5 protein-coding genes and 1 tRNA gene are annotated in these 5,937 nt (G+C 59.6%); 2 read left to right on the top strand and 4 right to left on the bottom strand.

From position 1 onward, the window contains the following. Together dctP and V7080_RS22985 are read left to right on the top strand one after the other, a co-directional pair. On the top strand, positions 1-346 hold a 346-nt coding region (gene dctP, locus V7080_RS22990), incomplete at its 5' end, for a TRAP transporter substrate-binding protein DctP (protein WP_334190709.1). A gap of 110 nt (positions 347-456) precedes the next feature. Continuing rightward, the gene (locus V7080_RS22985; protein WP_334190708.1) at positions 457-1,623 is read left to right on the top strand and encodes a PA0069 family radical SAM protein; all 1,167 of its coding nucleotides are present in this window, start codon (positions 457-459) and stop codon (positions 1,621-1,623) included. On the opposite strand, the gene V7080_RS22980 is transcribed toward V7080_RS22985, so the two are convergent. From V7080_RS22980 to V7080_RS22965, 4 genes are all read right to left on the bottom strand, one after another. Next, positions 1,620-2,810: an O-antigen ligase family protein gene (locus V7080_RS22980; RefSeq protein WP_334190707.1), complete on the bottom strand. Its 1,191-nt coding sequence runs from the start codon at positions 2,808-2,810 to the stop codon at positions 1,620-1,622. The genes V7080_RS22985 and V7080_RS22980 overlap by 4 nt on opposite strands. Positions 2,811-3,097: 287 nt before the next feature. Then, on the bottom strand, positions 3,098-4,309 hold the full coding sequence (locus V7080_RS22975; protein WP_334190706.1) for a polysaccharide pyruvyl transferase family protein: 1,212 nt from the start codon (positions 4,307-4,309) through the stop codon (positions 3,098-3,100). Positions 4,310-4,378: 69 nt separating this feature from the next. After that, positions 4,379-5,059, bottom strand: coding sequence for a tRNA (guanosine(46)-N7)-methyltransferase TrmB (gene trmB / locus V7080_RS22970; RefSeq protein ID WP_442947276.1), 681 nt, complete (start codon positions 5,057-5,059; stop codon positions 4,379-4,381). A gap of 114 nt (positions 5,060-5,173) precedes the next feature. Further along, positions 5,174-5,247, bottom strand: a tRNA-Gly gene (locus V7080_RS22965). Positions 5,248-5,937: the final 690 nt, after the last annotated feature.

Here is a 5,937-nt window from a genome sequence, read left to right as displayed (position 1 = left end):
GTTCTATGAAGTGCAGAAATACCTGTCGCTGACCAAGCATGTCTACAGCCCATGGATCGTGCTTGTCAGCAAGAAGTGGTGGGACGGCTTGTCGGCGGATGAAAAGAAGGCGCTGCAGGAATCCGCCATTGCATCGCGCGACTTCGAACGCGCCGACAGCCGCGCCGCCGCATTGAAGGCAGTTGATTTCCTGAAATCGAAGGGCATGCAGGTGAGCGAAGTCAGCGATGCCGAACTCGGCCGCATGCGCGAGAAGGCCAAGCCGGCCATCGACAAGTTCGTGGCCGAGGGCGGCGCCGAGGTGGTCAAGGAATTGCAGGCGGAGATTGCCAAGGTGCGCAAGTAGCAGTTGACGCGACGGCATGGCGACGCCGATGCAGGCGTCGCAAAGAATGCATGTGCAATGCATCCCCGGTTGCTATACTGTACATAAATACAGTATGAAAGGGGCAAGCCATGTCCGGCAATGACAACATCGACGACAGCGACGGCATCTCGATACCTCCGCCGCAGCCACTCGTGGTGGTCCGGAAGGGGCGCGGCGCGGTCTCCAATCTGCAAGGCCGCTACGATATCCATGGGCGCGAAGCGTTCGACGACGGCTGGTCGCACGATGAGGACGACGCATCCGCCGCGGACGCCGTCCAATGGCGCACGCAAGTCACCACGGAGCAGGCCAAAACCATCCTCAGCCGCAATGCCTCGCCCGACATTCCGTTCGGCGTCTCGCTCAATCCTTACCGGGGCTGCGAGCACGGTTGCATCTACTGCTTCGCCCGCCCCACGCACAGCTATCTCGGCCTGTCGCCCGGCCTGGATTTCGAGACAAAGATCATCGCCAAGACCAATGCGCCCGACGTTCTGCGGCGCGAACTGGCAAAGCCCTCCTACCAGCCCGAGCCGATCGCGCTCGGCGTCAATACCGATGCCTACCAGCCCTGCGAGCGCGGCCTGCGGCTGACCCGGCGTGTATTGGAAGTGCTGGATGAATGCCGGCATCCAGTCGCAGTCATCACCAAGTCCTCGCTGATCGAGCGCGACATCGATCTGCTGGCGGCGATGGCGGCGCGGCGGCAGGCGGTTGCCGCCATCACCATCACCACGCTCGATCCGGTCATAGCGCGCACCCTGGAGCCCCGTGCTGCGGCGCCTGCGCGGCGGTTACGGACCATACGTGCGCTGACCGACGCCGGCATACCGGTCGGAGTCAGCATCGCGCCGGTGATTCCCTTCGTGACCGAACCGGACCTGGAGCGGGTGCTCGAGGCGGCGGTTGACGCCGGTGCCGTCAGCGGCAGCTATATCGTGCTCCGCCTGCCGTGGGAAGTGAGTCCCTTGTTTCGCGAATGGCTGCAGGCGCACTTCCCGGACCGTGCGCAGCGGGTGATGAATCGCCTGGGCGATATGCGGGGCGGCAAGGATTATGACGCCGACTTCAGGACCCGGATGCATGGCGAGGGCGTATGGGCCGACCTGATACGGCAGCGTTTCGAGAAGGCGGCTGCACGGCTGGGCATCCGGTCGAGGGCGCGTGATTTCGGCAAGCTCGATGCATCGGCATTTCGTCGGCCGGCGAACGTGCCGGCGCTCTCCCGGCAGGGCGGGCAGATGGACCTGTTCTAGCCTGCCTGCGGGGATAAGCCCGCGTGGCTCCGGACATCCTGCATTGCCATGACGGCGAAGCCGAGTATGAGGAATGCGTACAGGGATGTCGTCATCTGGCGATCAAAAATATTGTCGCTGAGCGCAAATAGGGCGAAGCAGATGACCGTGATTAATCCCCCGGCGGGAGCTGCAACGTTGACGCCCGCGGCATGGAAACGCATCAGCCGGCGCACGAAAAATACCAGTGGCGCGCCGAGCAGCCAGAGCAGATAAGCCAGTCCGATGATGCCGCCCGTAACTAGCGCTTCAAGATATTCGTTATGGGTGTGCCCAAAGACCGCGACGAACGCGGGGGCCTGGCCGGCGGCAATCATTTCGTTCAGATGAACGCCGAATTTGTTCAGGCCAATGCCGAGGAACGGATGCGTGCTGAATATTGCCAGTGCCGCCTTCCACATCGCGATGCGGGCGCCGAGTGAAGTGTTCAGATCCCCGTTCTGAAGCGACGAAATTTCGTTGACGGTCAATGAAACCCGTTCATGCAGTTCCGCATAAAACACGCCGACCACGAATGCGGCGGAGATGAGCGCCGTCAGCAGCGCAATACCCATGCGTCGCTTGTCCAGTTTCAGCAGATACACGATACCCATGCCGCATGCGACGAGGACAAAGACCAGCCATGGCCCCCGGCTGGCGATTACCTGGCAGCCGGCGAATCCCACCAGCGCGGCGGCGCCGTGACAAAGACGTTCCCTTGTCGGATTGCCGCGATTCAGCGCCGCGCTGAGTGCCAGGAGCGAGAACAGTGTCGTCACCATGGCGAACTTGATCGCTCCCGACAGGCCGATTTCACTCACGCCATACATGCCATACGGACGCGGCAGCCCGAGTTCGAACCGCTGGTACAGCGCCAGCACGCCGGCGCCGATGGCGGCGGCGCTGATGCCGAACCAGAATAGCCGGCGGGGATCGAGTTCAAGGAAGCAGACGGCGATGATGACGAAGTAAAGGAAGTGCACGCCGTTATCCGCGCTTTTCACCATGCCCTGGTGCAGCCAGATGCTCAGCAGCGAGTAAGGCAGATATAGTCCCAGCGCCACGACGATCGGCAGAATCGCGCGGTAACTCGCCCGTGCCTCGTGCCGGCTCGCCAGAAGCAGGAGTGCCACCAGCAGAAGTACAGCGTAGAGAATGCTTTTCAGCATCGATGGAAAAACAAGAGCCAGGGGGACCAAGGATAATGCCAGGGTGGCTGAAACGCGGGTGAATTTCGAATGGATTGGCATGGCTTGGTGAAAGAGGACACCGTCTCCTCGTGGATGCTAAGCAACTGCTTTTTGCGGAAGACGCAAAGTATAGTCCATACCCATCCAGGCAACTTGATCCAGGAGAACTACTTGGCAATCTTCTAATGTTTCGGCTTGGCCTTGATGATCGTCAATGACGTAAATTGCCCTGCAACGAGACTGCATCTCTTATGGCTCCCGGAGGTTCACATCAGTGCAGCCGAAACCTTTTTGAACGAATCTTCGTATTGTTTCGCGAGGTTTGCGCTTGATTCCTGCAGCAGGATCGGGTCCACGGACATCGCCTGCGCGATCCCGTTTGCAATGCCTTTCACATCCACGGTCGACGGCATGCCGGGCACTTCCCAGGTCGATGCATAGGATGCGTGCTTGCCCGGCCGATCGCCTTGCGCGGGAGGGCGAAGGGTGACGCGCGGCACCGCGAACGCGCCGGCGACTATCCGGCCATGCAGGCTGCTGCCGCAATACGCCTGGCTGCCGGCGACGAGTGCGCAGATATCCCAGAGATGCAGCGATTCGAATACATAGGCCGTCCTGCGCATGTGGGCTGCAGTTCGTCGATAGCACGCGAGGTCGTCATGCCAGGGTGCCGCGCCTGCACGGAAGAAAACGATGCCGTATCCGGTCGACTCCGCGATCGCATCAAGCTGTGCCGCGATGATGGCCAGGGAGGTATCGTCGCTGAAATCTTCGCTGAACTGTATTGCGAGATACCCGGCGGGGAATGAATCGCGGACTGCCGCGACATCGTTGCCTGGAGGGCGTGCGTGAATCGTTGCGCCAAACAGCTTCGCCACCATGACTGCCGGGTCGGGCAGCAGCAGGCTGGAAATGCCCGCGTCTTCCAGCAAGGCCTGGGTATGCCGTTCGCGTACGCTTACCATGTCGGCCGCAGAAAGATTGGCGCAGACTTCGGCATGCATCGCCGGATCCAGCGCGTCGAGGTTGGCCCCGCCCACCGCTGCATAGCAGATCCGCGCCTGGGGGAACAGGTCACGGCTTGCTGAATACGGCACAAGCGCCCGAAGGCCGAGCCGGGCTTGTGCCCATTGCATGCGTTGCGCGACATTTGGGCCGCACTGCAATGCTGCTTGCCGGGCCTCGTCAGGATGCTGCAGCATGACTGCCGCTTCCCATGCATTACAGGTCAGGAGTTCACCGCCGGCATGCAGGATGTTCACCTGCCGGTTGCGGTACTGCAGGGCTAGTTCCGAAATCGCCATCACCAGATGGCCGCCGGCGGCGCGCAGATCCCGCGATGCAAGCCCTGCGAAAATCAGCTGCCGCTCTCCAAGCAGGGCAGCGGCAATGTGCGGAAACAGCAGGTCGCCGAAATTATGGCGGTCGAATGCGCCGAACACGATGACGGGAACGGAGGTGGTGCGCCTGGAAGTCATGCATGCACCGTATGCCGTACCGGGTACGAAAGCAATCCGAAAGCCGGATGCTGCGATCGGTTCCGCCGGTCAGCGCTTCTCAAATACCAGGTCCCATACTCCATGCCCCAGCTTCAGGCCACGGTTCTCGAACTTCGTCACCGGCCTGTACTCCGGCCGGGGCGCGTACGCCTCGGCGGTATTGCGCAGAGTGGGCTCCGCGCCGAGGACTTCCAGCATCTGTACTGCGTACTCTTCCCAGTCGGTCGCGCAATGCAGGTAGCCGCCGGGCGCGATGCGCGAGGCGAGCAGTTGCACGAACGGTCCCTGGATCAGCCGCCGCTTGTTGTGGCGCGCCTTGTGCCAGGGATCGGGAAAGAAAACATGCACGCCGGCAAGGGAGGCGGGCGCGACCATATGGGTGATGACCTCCACCGCATCATGCTGGATCAGCCGCAGGTTGGTCAGTCCCTGTTCGCCGATCAGTTTCAGCAGGCTGCCCACGCCGGGCGTATGCACTTCAACACCGACAAAATCCTTGTCCGGGATCCCCGCCGCGATCTTCGCCGTGGTGTCGCCCATGCCGAATCCGATTTCGAGAATCACCGGCGCATTGCGCCCAAAGACCCTGGAGAAATCGCATGGCGCCTTCGCATAGGGAATGCAGAATTGCGGACCAAGGGTGTCGATCGCCTTGGCCTGCGCGGTGGACAGGCGCCCCGCGCGCGTCACAAAACTGCGGATGCGGCGCTCGGTCGGGTCATAGAGCATATGCCGGCTGCTTGAATCGTCGGGAATATTTTCGGACATGAATTATTCAGGGAAATGTGCAATAAAAAAGGCACCTTCGGGTGCCTCGTCAGCCGATCGGGCCGGAGCGGATACTGGAGCGGGTGAAGGGAATCGAACCCTCGTCGTAAGCTTGGGAAGCTTCTGCTCTACCATTGAGCTACACCCGCATGGGCGGCATTTTACGCGGGTTTGAATACGGTTTGCAAAATGGTGAAACGGCCAGTGTGCTGAGAAATGTGATGGCCGATTCGTTCGGAGTGTGCTGAGGGAGCCTGACCCTAACCATTACCTCTGCTGATACAAATTTAGAGCGGCGCAGAAGAGGCCATTTTAGGCGCGTGTCACGGTAGTTCTCGCATGAATGCTGTGGGCGCATTCGTCGCTCACAGGGAAGGCGAAGGCAGCCAAATCATTGCTAGAGCAGACACTGATGATTTGGTGTGGAACATAGGCCTTATCGAGTTGGGCTTCATAACCCGCCGCTATAGATTACGGAAGGTGCCTATTACGCCGCCCTACCCATAGCACAATGGCATTCAGGACGTTGCAGCACGCAAGCAAGTGATAAAGATCAAGTTGATTTCTATGACACACGGCGTCTGCAACAGGTATTCAATGGGCATAGAAATACCTACCGAAGCATTCTCTTTAACAACTTGTCTTAGGCACGTTTCGTTAGGTCATCATGCTCAAATACAAATATTCGGTGCACCAAAAGCGATCACAAGTTAAAATATTTGAATTATGGAAACATTGCAACTGAGAAACTTAAAGAGTCGGCTCAACCGTAGTCGTAGTAAAAGCAATAAATTCATAACGAAATTTTAATTTAATCCGAACGATATACGGTTTATATA

The sequence above is a fragment of the Noviherbaspirillum sp. genome (assembly GCF_036846085.1).
GTDB lineage: Bacteria > Pseudomonadota > Gammaproteobacteria > Burkholderiales > Burkholderiaceae_D > Noviherbaspirillum.
This window is presented reverse-complemented; position numbering and strand designations above follow the sequence as displayed.